The organism is Alteromonas sp. KS69 (assembly GCF_003989595.1).
Taxonomy (GTDB): Bacteria; Pseudomonadota; Gammaproteobacteria; order Enterobacterales; family Alteromonadaceae; genus Alteromonas; species Alteromonas naphthalenivorans.
The window spans coordinates 29,255-44,151 of the sequence record NZ_PYHU01000023.1; the positions used below are offsets into that span (position 1 = coordinate 29,255).

The 14,897-nt window shown below is 42.9% G+C and carries 10 protein-coding genes and 5 tRNA genes; 11 read left to right on the forward strand and 4 right to left on the reverse strand.

Annotated features, from left to right (window positions below):
* Positions 1-11: 11 nt before the first annotated feature.
* The 4 genes from C7Y69_RS14120 to folD all read right to left on the reverse strand — a co-directional run bounded on the left by C7Y69_RS14120 (position 12) and on the right by folD (position 4,069).
* Entirely contained in the window at positions 12-1,676 is a 1,665-nt protein-coding gene (locus C7Y69_RS14120) for a proline--tRNA ligase (RefSeq protein WP_013783299.1), read from the reverse strand.
* An 85-nt stretch (positions 1,677-1,761) separates the two neighbouring features.
* Complete coding sequence (tsaA, locus tag C7Y69_RS14125) at positions 1,762-2,484, reverse strand: tRNA (N6-threonylcarbamoyladenosine(37)-N6)-methyltransferase TrmO (RefSeq protein ID WP_013783300.1); 723 nt, start codon at positions 2,482-2,484, stop codon at positions 1,762-1,764.
* Between the two features lie 157 nt (positions 2,485-2,641).
* The gene (locus C7Y69_RS14130) at positions 2,642-3,205 is read right to left on the reverse strand and encodes a DUF1415 domain-containing protein (RefSeq protein ID WP_013783301.1); all 564 of its coding nucleotides are present in this window, start codon (positions 3,203-3,205) and stop codon (positions 2,642-2,644) included.
* A gap of 9 nt (positions 3,206-3,214) precedes the next feature.
* A complete protein-coding gene (gene folD, locus C7Y69_RS14135) occupies positions 3,215-4,069 on the reverse strand; it encodes a bifunctional methylenetetrahydrofolate dehydrogenase/methenyltetrahydrofolate cyclohydrolase FolD (RefSeq protein ID WP_126873149.1) in 855 nt (284 codons plus the stop codon).
* 386 nt (positions 4,070-4,455) lie between these two features.
* On the opposite strand from folD, the gene C7Y69_RS14140 reads away from it, so the two are divergent.
* The 11 genes from C7Y69_RS14140 (at position 4,456) to C7Y69_RS14190 (ending at position 14,282) form a co-directional block, all read left to right on the forward strand.
* Positions 4,456-4,532, forward strand: a tRNA-Pro gene (locus tag C7Y69_RS14140).
* Positions 4,533-4,557: 25 nt separating this feature from the next.
* Positions 4,558-4,634: transfer RNA gene (locus C7Y69_RS14145), tRNA-Arg, on the forward strand.
* 97 nt (positions 4,635-4,731) lie between these two features.
* Positions 4,732-4,807, forward strand: a tRNA-His gene (locus C7Y69_RS14150).
* 7 nt (positions 4,808-4,814) lie between these two features.
* Positions 4,815-4,899: transfer RNA gene (locus C7Y69_RS14155), tRNA-Leu, on the forward strand.
* A 78-nt stretch (positions 4,900-4,977) separates the two neighbouring features.
* Positions 4,978-5,054: transfer RNA gene (locus C7Y69_RS14160), tRNA-Pro, on the forward strand.
* A 310-nt stretch (positions 5,055-5,364) separates the two neighbouring features.
* Positions 5,365-6,669 (forward strand): trigger factor, encoded by a 1,305-nt coding sequence (gene tig / locus C7Y69_RS14165; protein WP_013783303.1) that lies wholly within the window; start codon positions 5,365-5,367, stop codon positions 6,667-6,669.
* Positions 6,670-6,767: 98 nt separating this feature from the next.
* On the forward strand, positions 6,768-7,397 hold the full coding sequence (gene clpP, locus C7Y69_RS14170; protein ID WP_013783304.1) for an ATP-dependent Clp endopeptidase proteolytic subunit ClpP: 630 nt from the start codon (positions 6,768-6,770) through the stop codon (positions 7,395-7,397).
* 78 nt (positions 7,398-7,475) lie between these two features.
* On the forward strand, positions 7,476-8,753 hold the full coding sequence (clpX, locus tag C7Y69_RS14175; protein ID WP_013783305.1) for an ATP-dependent protease ATP-binding subunit ClpX: 1,278 nt from the start codon (positions 7,476-7,478) through the stop codon (positions 8,751-8,753).
* Positions 8,754-9,173: 420 nt separating this feature from the next.
* Positions 9,174-11,528 (forward strand): endopeptidase La, encoded by a 2,355-nt coding sequence (gene lon, locus C7Y69_RS14180; RefSeq protein ID WP_013783306.1) that lies wholly within the window; start codon positions 9,174-9,176, stop codon positions 11,526-11,528.
* Between the two features lie 303 nt (positions 11,529-11,831).
* The gene (gene hupB, locus C7Y69_RS14185) at positions 11,832-12,104 is read left to right on the forward strand and encodes a nucleoid-associated protein HU-beta (RefSeq protein ID WP_012518978.1); all 273 of its coding nucleotides are present in this window, start codon (positions 11,832-11,834) and stop codon (positions 12,102-12,104) included.
* A 285-nt stretch (positions 12,105-12,389) separates the two neighbouring features.
* On the forward strand, positions 12,390-14,282 hold the full coding sequence (locus C7Y69_RS14190) for a SurA N-terminal domain-containing protein (protein ID WP_013783307.1): 1,893 nt from the start codon (positions 12,390-12,392) through the stop codon (positions 14,280-14,282).
* Positions 14,283-14,897 lie beyond the last annotated feature (615 nt).

Sequence of the window (14,897 nt, forward strand, 5' to 3'; positions counted from 1 at the left end):
AATAGACAAAGTTAGAGACTAACAACAAAGTCTTTAGCCGAATCTAAATCTAATAATTGCTTTTCACCTGTACGGCGGTTTTTGTATTCAATTTGTTGATTGTCGAGGTTTCTCTCACCGATAACAATGCTATGAGGTATACCAATTAATTCCATGTCATTGAACATAACACCTGGGCGTTCTTTACGATCGTCAAATAATACGTCTATACCTAACGCAATCAGTTGTTCGTACAGTGCCTCAGCCGCTTCTTTGATACGGTGAGATTTATGCATATTCATTGGAATTAATGCAATTTTAAATGGCGCGATAGGATCAGGCCACATGATGCCGTATTTATCATGGTTTTGTTCAATAGCCGCCGCAACAATACGTGAAACACCAATTCCATAACACCCCATGGTAAGCGTTTGATGTTTACCCGTTTCGCTTAGTACACCACAATTCATCGCTTCTGAGTATTTGCTACCTAATTGGAAAATATGGCCCACTTCAATGCCGCGCTTTATTTCTATAGTACCATTGCCGTCTGGTGAAGCATCACCAGCCACAATGTTACGTAAATCTGCCGTTTGTATGTCCACAGTCCAATTTGCATCTTTCGTGATTTGGCCATTTTCGCCTGCACCACAAACAAAATCAGCAAGTGCTGCGGCACTAAAATCGACATGCATTGGCAGCGTAATATCATTAGGGTTAACGAAAGCAGGATGAGCGCCTAAGATTTCAGTGGCTTTTTCTTCACTTGCTATAACAAGCGGACTAGCTACGCCAGTGACTTTTTCCGCTTTAACATCGTTAAGCTCATGTTCTGCGCGCAATACTAATACAACCCACTGTTCAGTTGTGCTCTCTTCTTCCGTTTCGCCTTTAACAACATAAATGCTAAGTGCGCTATCTGAAGCTTTACCACTTACGACTTCTGCTGCTGCGCCTGAAGCTTGTTGTTTTTCTGGCATTGCAGTAGCCGCCATTTCAACGTTTGCGGCGTAGTCGCTGTCGCTTGCAAAGGCAATGGCATCTTCACCAGACTCGGCAAGGACGTGGAATTCATGGGAATGGTTTCCACCAATTGAGCCTGAATCTGCAATAACCGCACGGTAGTCTAAGCCCATGCGATTGAAGATATTTCCATAGGCTTCATACATTGTTTGGTAAGTTTTATCTAAACACGTATCGTCTAAGTGGAAGCTGTAAGCATCTTTCATGGTGAACTCACGACCACGCATAATGCCAAAGCGAGGACGTACTTCATCACGGAATTTAGTTTGAATTTGATAAAGATTAATTGGCAGTTGTTTGTAACTACTGATTTCGTTTCTAACTAACGATGTGATTACTTCTTCATGTGTAGGACCTAGCACAAAGTCTCGCTGGTGGCGGTCTTTAATGCGCAGTAACTCTGGGCCATATTCTTCCCAACGGCCAGACTCTTCCCACAAGTCAGCAGGTTGGACTACTGGCATTAACACTTCTACACCGCCTGCTTTGTTCATTTCTTCACGAACGATGTTTGCCACTTTATTCAGTACGCGAAGCCCAGTTGGCAACCACGTATAAAGGCCTGAAGCCAGTTTTCTTATCATACCAGCACGTAACATTAACTGGTGGCTGATAACCTCAGCATCGGCCGGAGTTTCTTTCTGCGTGGCAAGTAAATATTGACTAGTGCGCATTCGAAGCGGTCTTCCTATAACTATGAAAAATACAATTGAGCGTATTCTAATTAACTGTGAGCAATAGTGCTACAACCACGTGCGACTAAAGCGTGTTAATCCCAATGACTTCAACCACACTATTTTTTACTGTGAAGGCAAAGTCATAATTATACAGTGCAGTATGGTAGGTCTTTTCATCACTTAATAGTTTATGACGATAAGCGGGGCGGGGGTCTTGAGCCAGCACGGCTGTTAGTAGTGTGGGTAGATCCGGGTGCTGCGATGCGGCTTCGTTCAACATGTTTTGCACGAGAGGGTTAATGGTTACCTCTAAGTTGGGTATGGGGGCTGCGTGATTCAGTTCTGCCATGCTATCCGATGCATGGGGGAGCGCATCGGCGTAGGGTAAATAAGGCTTAATATCGATAATTGGGGTGCCATCTAACAAATCTACTCCTTCGACGTGCAAGGTAAGCTTTCCATCTACAATGTCAGAACCTAAATTTTTCACTGCCGACATGCCTATACCATTCGGGCGATGCGTACTTCTTGAGGCAAACACCCCAAGCGTTGCATTTCCGCCTAAACGAGGGGCTTTCACCGAGGGTTTCCAACCTTTATCTAAATTCTCATGGAAGAGAAAGAGTAGCCATACATGGCTAAATACCTCTAAACCTTTAAACACTCGAGGATCATCAAAGTCAGGCGCTAATACTACTTGCCCTTTCGCCTTGGCTAAATTGGGCTGTCGGGGAATAGCAAACTTTTGTTTAAACGGCGTTTGTATATGACCGATAGCGGAAAGGGGAAACTGACTAGGGGTCATTACCTTAAAATCCTACTTGCATAACGCACTGTCATAAAATTCTCACATAGTTTACGTAGAGTACGAATTCAAGTTTAAAACCTTGAACCAATTACGGACATTTGGGGCTGCCGTATTTGGCATCCCTGGACCCAATTAAACCTTTTGGCCTGTACATTTACAGGCCGTTTTTATTTTTAGCGCTTCGCATTTCCTTCAATACTTTTTCAAAATAAGGGCAACCTAGTTCATTGGCTTTGGCAATATTGTGAGTGTAAATTTTCTCTGCATCATCTTCGTTTTTCATATAGCGGGCAATATCTCGCTCGCGAATTAAATGAAGTAGAGGGAAGGGAGAGCGGTTGGTATAATTCGCGACGCTGTCTTTAGCTTCGCCATCGAATTGATAGTCAGGATGAAAACTGGCGAGTTGATACACGCCAGTGTACCCCCAATCAGATAGCATACGGTCACATATCGCTAATACATCCAGGTAATCATCGAAGGAAGCTGTAGATGATGAAGGCGCGATGATAAGGGTAGTAGCAATATTATCTTGTTCGTCTAAGCGTTTACACTCATCGAAAAGCGAGGTAATAACATCGCCTGCATCCCCGTTAACCACGACGCAGTGAATTTGGCCCGGTTGACGTACGAAACCGGCAAAGGGGCAAAAGTTGTGGTTGATGACAATGTCATCAACCCAACGCATAGTGGCTTCTATAAACTGTGTATCGTTCACAAATTCAACTTAGGAATGGTATTTGACGTAAGCTTCTAGGGTATTTTCTATTAAGCTGGCCACTGTCATTGGGCCCACGCCGCCAGGAACGGGGGTAATCCACCCCGCACGTTGTTTAGCAGGCTCAAAATCCACGTCGCCAACGAGCGAACCGTCACTCACACGGTTAATGCCTACATCGATAACGATAGCGCCGGGCTTAATCCAGTCACCAGGAATAAAGTTTGGCTTGCCTACCGCGACCACAAGAAGGTCTGCACGACTTACATGGGCTTTTAAATCTTGTGTAAATTTATGACAAGTAGTGACCGTACAACCTGCAAGCAATAGTTCTAAGCTCATAGGGCGACCTACGATATTAGAAGCACCCACAATAACCGCATCTAAACCTTTAACGGGGCGCTTAGTGGCCTCGATCATGGTCATGATACCTTTTGGAGTACATGGGCGAAGTGCGGGGATACGTTGTGCCAATCTACCTATATTGTAAGGGTGAAACCCATCAACATCTTTATGTGGGTGAATGCGCTCTAATACTTTTTCTGCATTTAAACCGGCAGGTAGGGGCAGCTGCACTAAAATCCCGTCTATTTCTTTGTCGTCATTTAGTTGATCGACAAGCGCTAACAGTTCGTTTTCTGTAGTGTCAGCGGGTAAATCAAAAGAACGAGATACAAATCCCACTTCATCACATGCTTTACGTTTATTAGAAACATAAACTTGAGAGGCGGCATCGCTACCGACTAATACCACGGCCAAACCAGGTTGACGTTTCTTGGCGTTAATAAGTGAATCTACATAAGAAGCAACATGCTGGCGTACTTGTTTGGCAATCAATTTGCCGTCAATTAAATGAGCTGTCATAGAAGTGATTATAATGTGTGGTCATTAAGTGCTAATTATTGTTTCATAAAACTGCTACTGGCGACCAGTAGAAACATACAATTACTGTAAATCGAGAAAATTTTTAAAGATTTGCGCTTATAAAAAGTAAATTTCGATAAAGAGTGAAGTTGTTTACGATGAACGAGTACGCCGCCTACCTTCAAGTTCGCACTAAATTATCTGTTTTTAGGTTTCGGTTAGTTTGAAAAATGCCCAAAGTGCTCAAAAAAGCACATTTATGCGTGCTTTGTGAGCGGTTGAATATTTTATTTAAAAAAGTGTTTGACGAGGTGGGGTCTTGTCAGTAATATTCGCACCCCGTAACGGCACAGACGCAAATTGCTTCAAACGTATCGTTACGCAGTCGGTGAGTGGCGCAGCTTGGTAGCGCACTTGTTTTGGGTACAAGGGGTCGTAGGTTCAAATCCTATCTCACCGACCATTTTTTGCAAGCGAAGATTCGCCGAGCGTCCGTAGCTCAGCTGGATAGAGCAACGGCCTTCTAAGCCGTGGGTCGCAGGTTCGAATCCTGCCGGACGCGCCATGCGAGTCAGGTAGGACCTGATTCAGATTGGTCGAATCTTTAAAGATAAACATGTACTATCAATTCAACATGTTTATTTATTGCAAGCACCTCAGTGGTGGGCGTAGCTCAGTTGGTAGAGCCCCGGATTGTGATTCCGGTTGTCGTGGGTTCGAGCCCCATCGTCCACCCCACTTTTTCGCGGGAGTGGTGGAATTGGTAGACACGCTGGATTTAGGTTCCAGTGCTTCACGGCGTGAGAGTTCAAGTCTCTCCTTCCGCACCATGTTTTAGGCTTTTTTCACAAAAGCTGTTTAAAGCGCTGTTGTAAGTGCTTTTTAAGTGTTTTGTTAAGTATTATTGTCGGTGAGTGGCGCAGCTTGGTAGCGCACTTGTTTTGGGTACAAGGGGTCGTAGGTTCAAATCCTATCTCACCGACCATTTACTCTATCCTCGTTATATTTTCCTTATTAATTTCCTTATTTCTATCCGTTTGCACACTTATCATTCAAAAGCGTGTTACAAACTTGTGTTTCCCTCTCGACTCTCGTTCTCTGCGACTGTATACTACGGCGTCTTTTTTTAACTCGTATGTTTGTAACAAATACGCGATTAACACAGTATTGTGTGGTGTTTTGTTAGTGCAAACGTCGGAAACGACCTCTACCCCGGTGTGATATGTCACATAGACATGACGGGAGAGGGGATTGAGAACAAAGCGCTTAAATAGGCGTAAAGTTGAGGTAATATAATGCAAGTTTCAGTCGAGACGACCCAGGGTTTAGAACGCCGTCTTACTATCACCGTTCCAGCTGACGCTATTGATTCAGCTGTTAAATCTCGCCTACAGCAGTTGGCGAAAACGCAACGTATTAACGGTTTCCGCCCAGGCAAGGTACCAGTAAGCGTAATCAAAAAGCGTTTCGGCCAAGCAGTGCGTCAAGAAATTGCTGGTGATGTAATGCAGCAAAACTTCTACCAGGCTATCGTTCAAGAAAAAATTCAACCAGCTGGTATGCCAAATTTCGAACTGACTAAAGATGAAGATGGTCAGGATTTGGAATTTGTTGCTTCTTTTGAAGTATATCCAGAAGTAGAAGTTAAAGGCATCAACGATATTGAAATCGAAAAGCCAGTAGTAGAGATTACTGACGAAGATCTTGATAACATGATGGTAACGCTACAGAAGCAACACGCTTCTTGGAAAGAAGTTAAACGTAAAGCGAAGAAAGACGATAAAGTTGTTATCGATTTCGTTGGTTCTATCGACGGTGAAGAATTTGAAGGCGGAAAAGCTGAAGATTTCGAACTTGAACTAGGTCAAGATCGCATGATCCCAGGTTTCGAAAAGCCACTTGTAGGCGCGAAAGCGGGCGAAGAAGTAACAGTAGAAGTTGCTTTCCCTGAAGATTACCACGCAGAAAACCTTAAAGGTAAAGACGCGGTATTCCAAGTAACAGTGAAAAAAGTAGAAGGCCAGTCACTTCCTAAAGTTGACGAAGAGTTTGCTACCTTGTTCGGTGTTCAGGAAGGTGGTGTTGACGCGCTTAAAGCTGAAGTTCGTAAGAACATGCAACGCGAGCTAGATCAAACACTTAAAACTCAGGTTAAAGAAGACGTTATTGCTAAATTGGTTGACGCTAATGAGCTTGATATTCCTCAAGCACTTATCGACCAAGAGGTTAACGCTTTACGTGAACAAGCTAAGCAGCGTTTCAGCCAACAGGGCGGTGGTCAAAACCTTCCTGAGTTGCCTGCTGAATTATTTACTGATAATGCCAAGCGTCGTGTTTCAATTGGCCTATTATTAGGTGAAGTAATTAAGCAAAACGAACTTAAAGCTGACGAAGCAAAAGTAAACGAGATGATCGAAACTGCTGCTTCTGCGTATGAAGACCCTCAAGAAGTTGTAGAATACTACAACAACAACCAAGAGCTCATGCAGCAAATGCAAAATGTTGCATTAGAAGAGCAGGCGGTTGAGTGGGTACTTGAGCAAGCTAAAGTTACCGAAGTAACTAAAGCTTTTGACGAGGTTATGAACAAACAGGCGTAATTTTTTACTGTCTGATTGACTTCACCTGTCAGCAACTGCTTAAATGCTCGGAGCCTTCCGAGCATTTTTGTTTTTAACGCTAGATAATCAAGGTAGCTATGACTAATACCCCATTTGATCCAATGAATGCACTTGTTCCTATGGTAGTTGAACAGACTTCCAAAGGTGAACGTTCGTACGACATCTATTCTCGTCTACTAAAAGAAAATGTTATTTTCTTAGTAGGGCAGGTAGAAGACCACATGGCCAACCTGATTGTGGCTCAAATGCTATTTTTGGAAGCTGAAAATCCAGAAAAAGACATTTTCCTTTATATCAATTCACCTGGTGGTTCTGTAACTGCGGGTATGGCAATTTACGACACCATGAATTTCATCAAGCCAGACGTAAGCACGGTATGTGTGGGGCAAGCGGCTAGCATGGGTGCGTTCTTGCTATCTGGTGGTGCTAAAGGTAAGCGTTACTGTTTACCGAATTCTCGCGTGATGATTCACCAACCTTTAGGTGGATTCCAAGGTCAAGCATCAGATTTTGAAATTCATGCGAAGGAAATCCTGTCTATTAAAGAGAAGTTGAACCGCTTAATGGCCCAACATACTGGACAAGATTATGAAAAAGTTGCCCACGATACCGATCGTGACAACTTCCTTAGTGCAACCGAAGCCAAAGAGTATGGTCTTATCGACCAAGTTATGACAAATCGATCTGACGCGGCTGCAACTAAGTAGTATAGTTATATATAGTAGACCTGAACTAGTGCTTGGCACGATTTGGTTTTCGGTTCAGGCAAGGCAGAGGCAATAGTAATGAGTGATAAACAAAGCGGTGACGGTGATAACAAGTTACTGTACTGCTCGTTTTGTGGCAAAAGCCAACACGAAGTAAGAAAGTTAATAGCAGGCCCGTCGGTATTTATTTGCGACGAGTGTGTTGAGTTATGTAACGATATCATTCGCGAAGAAATCAAGGAGATCGCGCCTAAGCAAAAGCAGGATGCTTTACCAAAGCCAAGTGAAATACATGCGCACCTAGATGACTACGTTATCGGTCAAGAGCACGCCAAAAAAGTATTGTCTGTAGCGGTATATAACCACTACAAACGTTTACGTAATGGTGATGTGCACGATGGTGTGGAGCTTGGTAAGAGTAATATCCTACTTATCGGCCCAACGGGTAGTGGTAAAACATTACTGGCGGAAACGCTTGCACGTTTGCTTGACGTTCCTTTCACAATGGCAGACGCGACCACATTAACCGAAGCTGGTTATGTGGGTGAAGATGTTGAAAATATCATTCAAAAGCTTCTGCAAAAATGTGATTACGATGTAGAAAAAGCCCAACGCGGCATTGTTTACATTGATGAAATTGATAAAATTTCGCGTAAATCAGATAACCCATCTATTACTCGTGATGTATCGGGTGAAGGTGTGCAGCAAGCATTGCTTAAGCTTATTGAAGGGACTGTTGCTTCGGTTCCTCCACAAGGCGGTCGTAAGCATCCACAGCAAGAATTTTTGCAGGTAGATACCTCTAAGATTCTGTTTATCTGTGGTGGCGCGTTCGCAGGCCTTGATAAGGTTATTGAACAACGTGCGCAGAAAGGAACGGGTATTGGATTCGGTGCGGCTGTTAAGTCTAAATCCGAAAACACCGCGCAAATTAGCGAGTTGTTCAAACAAGTAGAACCACAAGATTTGGTTAAATACGGGTTAATTCCTGAATTTATCGGTCGTTTACCAGTGGTCACTAGTCTTGAAGAATTGAATGAAGAAGCCTTAATTCAAATTCTTAAAGAGCCTAAGAATGCGATTACGAAGCAGTATTCAGCTTTATTTGATATGGAAGATGTGGAACTTGAGTTCCGTGACGACGCACTGCATGCTATCGCTAAAAAGGCGATGGAACGTAAAACGGGTGCCCGTGGTCTTCGTTCAATTGTTGAAGCAGTTCTGCTTGATACCATGTACGAATTACCGTCTGCGGTAGACGTAAGCAAAGTAGTTATTGATGAAACCGTTATTCGCGGCGAGTCTAAGCCTATCTTGATTTACGACAATACAGATAAAAAAGCAGCCTCTGAGTAGGTAGCTTTGCTTTCTAGAAAAGGTCCTTCAGGGCCTTTTTTGTTTTCTAAAAGCCTATAAATATTTTCTGCGTGAGGGTTTGTTAACCTCGAGCTTACTTTCACCCTCAACCTCAACATTCAAGATTATTCACTTCAACGGCATAAAAATAATACTCAAATGTTACGCTTTCCTGTATGGCTAAAATTAGCGTTTTTCCGCCTCTCAAATAACAACTTGTTGGTTATTTAAGCAAACAAACCCGTTTAACCTATCCTTTCTGATAGATTCGGCAACAAACTATTGCCATACGGTCTAAAATCGATAATGGTAAAGAAAAGCAGGGAAAGCAGCGAATTTACGTACATTAAGAATGTTTTATTTGAACTTTGCGCTAGCATCCCCATATCAATCGACAATGCTAACTAATAGAGAACACGTATGACAGTTGAGCGAGAAAATCGCATTGAAATTCCTGTGCTTGCCTTAAGGGACGTGGTTGTTTATCCGCATATGGTCATACCCTTATTTGTCGGGCGAGAAAAATCGATCCGTTGTCTTGAAGCGGCAATGGAAAACGAGAAACAGATTTTCTTAGTGGCCCAGAAAGACGCCGGTGTGGATGAACCCGATGCCGATGACATTTATACCGTTGGTACTATTGCCACCATTCTTCAACTTTTGAAACTTCCTGACGGCACGGTGAAAGTGTTAGTTGAAGGGAGTGTGCGTGGTGAAGTTGAAGGTTACGAGCAATCAGAGCCATTCTTTGTAGCTAACGTAAATAAAATTGAAGACGGTGCTATTGATGAGAGCGAGCAAGAAGTGCTTATTCGCTCTGCGGTATCGCAGTTTGAAGGTTACGTTAAGCTAAACAAAAAAATACCGCCTGAGGTACTTACGTCGCTAAATGGTATCGAAGATGCTGCACGCTTAGCAGATACCATGGCTGCGCACATGCCGCTTAAACTCACCGAAAAACAAAAAGTGCTAGAAATGAAAGGGGTGAATGAACGCCTTGAGTATTTAATGGCCTTGATGGAAGGTGAAATCGATTTGCTACAGGTTGAGAAGAAAATTCGCACCCGTGTTAAAAAGCAAATGGAAAAAAGCCAGCGTGAGTACTATTTGAATGAGCAAATGAAAGCCATTCAAAAAGAGCTCGGTGAGCTTGATGATGCACCGGATGAATTTGAAGCGTTAGCGAAGAAAATCGAAGACGCCAAAATGCCGCAAGAAGCGTTGGACAAAGCTAAGTCTGAGTTGCAAAAGCTTAAGATGATGTCGCCCATGTCGGCAGAAGCTACCGTATTACGCAGCTACATTGAGTGGCTAACCAATGTACCGTGGAATAAGCGTTCACCAGTGAAGAAAGATTTATCTCGCGCTGAAGTGGTTTTAAATGAAGATCATTACGGGTTAGAGAAAGTCAAAGAACGCATTCTAGAATACCTCGCGGTACAACAGCGTGTTAAAAAGCTGAAAGGACCCATCTTGTGTCTTGTAGGGCCTCCTGGTGTGGGTAAAACCTCTCTTGGTCAATCTGTTGCGAAAGCGACAGGGCGCAAGTATGTACGTATGGCATTAGGCGGCGTGCGTGATGAAGCTGAAATTCGTGGACATAGACGTACTTACATAGGCTCATTACCTGGAAAATTAGTGCAGAAAATGGCAAAAGTTGGAGTTAAAAACCCACTTTTCCTATTAGATGAGATTGATAAAATGTCGTCTGATATGCGTGGCGACCCAGCTTCTGCGTTACTTGAAGTGCTTGACCCAGAACAGAACAATAGTTTCAGTGACCACTATTTAGAAGTGGACTACGATTTATCTGATGTGATGTTTGTGGCGACCTCGAATAGCATGAATATTCCAGGCCCATTACTTGACCGTATGGAAGTTATTCGTCTTTCTGGTTATACCGAAGACGAGAAGCTAAACATCGCAACACGTCACTTAATCAGTAAGCAGATGGAACGTAACGGGCTTAAGTCTAAAGAGCTTGAGATTACCGAATCTGCCATTATCGGCATGATTCGTTACTACACCCGTGAAGCAGGCGTTCGTAGCTTAGAACGTGAAATTTCTAAGGTATGTCGTAAAGCCGTTAAAGATATCTTGCTGACTAAGAGCAAAGATAAAGTGTCAGTGACTCAAGATAATCTTAAAGATTACTTAGGTGTACAACGCTTCGATTACGGTAAGGCAGACAAAGACAATCAAATTGGCCAAGTTACCGGGTTGGCGTGGACACAGGTAGGCGGTGATTTACTGACTATCGAAACCACCTCAGTGCCGGGTAAAGGCAAGATGACATCAACCGGTTCGCTTGGTGATGTTATGCAGGAATCTATCAAAGCTGCAATGACGGTAGTGCGTAGTCGCGCTGAAAAGCTTCGTATTAACGAAGATTTTTATGAAAAACGCGATATTCACGTGCATGTGCCTGAAGGTGCTACACCTAAAGATGGCCCAAGTGCGGGTATCGCCATGTGTACAGCTTTGGTGTCATCGTTAACAGGTAACCCCGTTAAATGCGATGTGGCCATGACCGGTGAGATAACACTGCGTGGTGAAGTGTTGGCCATTGGTGGTTTGAAAGAAAAGCTACTAGCCGCACACCGTGGTGGAATTAAAACGGTGGTTATTCCAGCAGAAAATGAACGTGATCTGGAAGAAATTCCAGAAAACGTGAAAAAAGATTTATCAATTCACCCTGTAAAGTGGATTGATGATGTGCTTGATATTGCACTTCAAGAGCCAGTAGAGTCTTTTGAGGTTGCAACTAAAAGCTAAAATGGTTGGCTGCATGTCCTAATTTTAAAGGCTTGCAGCCTTAAATTTGCAATAATTGATTAAAAAGTGTGCATACCTTCGCCAATTCGCCTATTTTTTTCAAAATAGGGCTTTCTTGTCGCAAGAGTTGTGTTACCTTTAATTTGTATTCGCTTGAAGCCTTGCCACAAAAGGGATTGCAGCGATTCAATAAAAGTTAATTAATTGTGACAGATGCTTGATGTTCAGAATCAAGCTTGCTATAACGTTCAATCAAATCGTTTTGGACAAACAGTATAATAACAATCGAAGGGGATCATAATAGTGAACAAGTCTCAACTTATCGACCAAATTGCTGCTGGCGCAGATATTTCAAAAGCAGCTGCCGGCCGCGCTCTAGATGCATTCACTGACTCAGTAACTGCAGCACTTAAAGACGGTGACCAAGTGGCACTAGTCGGTTTCGGTACTTTCTCAGTACGTGAGCGCTCTGCTCGTAGTGGTCGTAATCCACAAACTGGTGAGACTATTCAGATTTCAGCGGCGAAAGTTCCATCTTTCAAAGCTGGTAAAGCTCTGAAAGACGCTTGTAACTAAGCAAAACTTGCAAGAAAAAGGCGATGGCTTATGCCATCGCCTTTTTTATTTGTAACGCCGAATTTATCATTTCCCACTATTTTCTTTATCTCACCTATAGCGCGACAGTGCATTGCGCATCACGCTGCGGTTTTATTGGACAATAGAAGGATTAGTTTTTGTTAAGCCGTTTATCTTCACAGGTATTAGGTTATAATCACCGCTTATTTTTTGCCATGATGTTAGCGTAGGTATTATCCAACGCTAAAGGGCAAGTGTAGTAAGCAACGGAGTTGAAGAACAATCATGCTAGAAAGAATCAGAGAAGGTTCTCAAGGCCCATGGGCAATGGCAATTATTGCCCTAATCGTATTGAGTTTCGTGTTTGCTGGTGTAGGAAGCTACCTGACGTCTTCAGGTACTACGGCAGTAGCAACAGTTAATGGCGAAGAAATTTCTGCTCAGGAATTAGAACGCGGTTATCAGAACCAACGGGCACAAATGGAATCACAATTTGGCGAAAGCATTGCCCAGTTGTTTTCAAGCGAACAGTATTTAAGTGACTTTCGTCGTAACGTACTAGATAGACTTATTGCTGAAAAACTCATTCAGCAACAAGCACAGGAAATGGGCTTACGCGTTAGCGATGCTCAAATTCGTGAAACTATCGTACAAATGCCAGAGTTTCAGTTCGGTGGTCAATTCGACAACGACCGTTTCCAAACTATTTTGCGTCAAAACGGCTTTCAGGTTGCTGACTTCCGTGATTATTTACGCATTCAAATGACACAAAATCAATTGGCTGCAGCGTTAACCAATTCTGAGTTTGCGTTACCTGGAGAAGCTGAACGTGCGAATGCATTACAGCTTCAAACGCGTGACGCTAAATACGTGATGATTGACTCTGCTTCATTCGCCGAGTCGGTGGAAGTAACAGAAGATGATATTGCCGAATATTACAACGCTAACATCACTGCATTTGATACCGAAGAGCAAATTAAGCTTGCCTATGTATCACTGACAGTAGAAGACGTTAAAAGCCGCGTAAGCGTCGATGACGAAGCCGTTCGCACTTACTATGACAATAACCTTAGCGGTTATGGCAAAGAAGAAGAGCGTCGAGTTTCACATATTCTTATCGAGTCAGGTGATGATGCTGATGCAGCAAAAGCGAAAACTCAAGCACTATTAGACCAACTGAACGACGGTGCTGATTTTGCTGAGTTAGCTGAAAATAATTCAGATGACACCTTTTCAGCTGAAAATGGTGGTGATCTAGATTTTATTACTCCTGGAATGATGGACGATGCGTTTGATGAAGCGGTATTTAGTTTAGCGAATGTGGGAGACTATACCGACGTTGTAGAAACTGAATTCGGTTTTCACATCATTAAATTGACTGAACTTAAAGAAGCGCAAGTTCAAGCATTTGAAGACGTAGAAGCAGAAATCCGCGAGACATTGCTTACCGATAAAGCATTAGAAGAATTCTTCGAGCTGCAAAACACCATGGCTGAAATTGCATTTGAAGTGCCTGATACACTAGAAGATGTTGCTAACGCCGTTGACTTACCGGTACAAGAAACAGGTTTGTTTAGCCGTAACACTGTGCCAGTAAATATGAGCTCACCTGCACTGACTGAAGTCGCGTTTTCTTCTGAACTTATCGATGAAGGCGTGAACAGTGACATTATCGAACTAGATGATGAAACGGTAGTTGTTGTGCGTGTTGTAGAGCACTTGCCACAGCGTACTCAAGCCCTAGATGAAGTTCGTGATGGAATTGTGTCAACAGTGAAAGCACAGAAAGCACAAGAAGCTGCTGAAAGCTGGGCTACAAGTGTTGTTGAATCGCTTCAGCAAGGCGAAAGTGTAGATGCAACATTAGCAGAAAAGTCTCTTAACTGGGAAAGTGCTGAAGCCGTAGCGAGAAGTGGTAGTACACTAAACCGCAGTATCGTTGATAAACTGTTTACGTTATCTACCGAAGCTGAAAAGCGCGTAGATGTGATTGCGACCGTGAGCGGTGACGTTGCCATTGTAGAGCTTGTTAAAGTGAACAGTGCCCCTGCGCTAAGTGCTGAGATGTCAGAAAGTCTGAAACCTCGTTTAGCACAGATGCAAGGTCAACGTGTTTACCAGCAGTTCATTGAAGCTTTACGTGCTGATGCTGATGTTACGGTGTCTGAGAACCTTTAGTATTACTGATCTTACTGTTTAAAGGCTTGTGAGAATATAACCAGGTTGAAACGTAAAACCGTTATATAGTAAGCCTAGCGCTATTCCTCGCCTTAACGGTAAGTGAAAAATACGCTAAAAAAGCCAGTGTTGAACAAGCGATGTGGTTATCGCTTCGCCAACACTGGCTTTTTTGTGAGCGTTTTTCTTTAATAAGTAAAAGTACTAATGAGTCAGAAAGAGCATCAGCGCGTAAAATACCGCAATAACACTCGACAGTACCAGTATGTAAGTAAAACCTTGTTTGCCTTGTGCTAGGGAATAGCTATTCACCCTCAAGTAGCCAAACCACAATAACGACAAGATAAGTGGTATTAGTACAATAATCTTTAGCAAAACTCGACCTCGCGTTGTATCGGTAAAGGGGGATTAAATTTTATGTAGGGTAACCGCTTCTAGTAATAACTTTAGCTCGCTGCCTAAATACAAGTTTATCGATAGAATCATCTATTACCCTAACTATATATGACTACAGTATATAAGGGGAAATCAGTTTAGCCTTGTCATTTCCTTGTCTTAATTTTGTTATCTGTGTGTCATCTTTACTTTGTGTAAGGCTATGTTCGGATTAACTGT